This is a genomic window from Rhizobium sp. Leaf311, from assembly GCF_001423445.1.
Lineage (GTDB): Bacteria > Pseudomonadota > Alphaproteobacteria > Rhizobiales > Rhizobiaceae > Agrobacterium.
The window spans coordinates 161,762-162,525 of sequence record NZ_LMNZ01000002.1; the positions used below are offsets into that span (position 1 = coordinate 161,762).

Here is a 764-nt window from a genome sequence, read left to right on the forward strand (position 1 = left end):
CCCGACTGTCCCAGCTTCTATGGGACAGCTTGGCGCTGATGAGCTTTCAGGTGCCGATCTACGCCGCGATCATCTCTTTTAGCGGAGCCTCCGGGGATGGGCTGATACGAGGGGTCTTGGGCGCAGCGGTGATGATGATCATGCTCGGCCGACCTTATGGAGCATTCCTGAACTGGATAAGACACCTTTTCGGTCTACCGCCTGGAGGTGAAAAGCCAATGTCACTTAACACCTAAACGTAGGGGACCTTTAGACAGCGCCGCGGCGATTTGCCAATGCCAACATTGCTGCATCATATCTCGGAAAGTGCTCAAATGCGAAAAGACGATGGTCGGGTTTTCCGATCGTTGTGGCATCTCTTACTACAAAAGGGCGAACCCGATTGAGCAGCTCGCGAGACCGGCATCGAGCAGCAAGGTATCAGAACTGAGGGCTTGGGAGGTCGTTGTCGTTAAATGCAGGGTCTGCGGCACGTATCTAACATTCCTCAATGGCGTATGAAGAATGTCGATAAGGACAAGTCTTTGGATCAACTGGGATCGCAGATGCGTTGTCAAAAGTGCCTCAAAAGAGGCGAAGTGAAAATCACTGTCGCGAAGATGCCGAGGTGACGCATGTGCAATCTGTACCAGGTCCGTAGCAATCAGGAAGCCATGCGCGACATCGCTGGCACGATGAATGAGCGGCTCAACCTTCAGCCGGAGATCGAAGTCTACCCGGATCGCCCTGCTCCGGTGGTGAGGAACAAGGATGGAGGCCGCGAG

1 protein-coding gene is annotated in these 764 nt (G+C 54.2%); it reads left to right on the forward strand.

The window, feature by feature from the left end:
- Positions 1-236, forward strand: a 236-nt coding sequence (alaE, locus tag ASF69_RS04885; protein WP_156462001.1) for an L-alanine exporter AlaE, incomplete at its 5' end; no start/stop codon positions are given.
- Positions 237-764 lie beyond the last annotated feature (528 nt).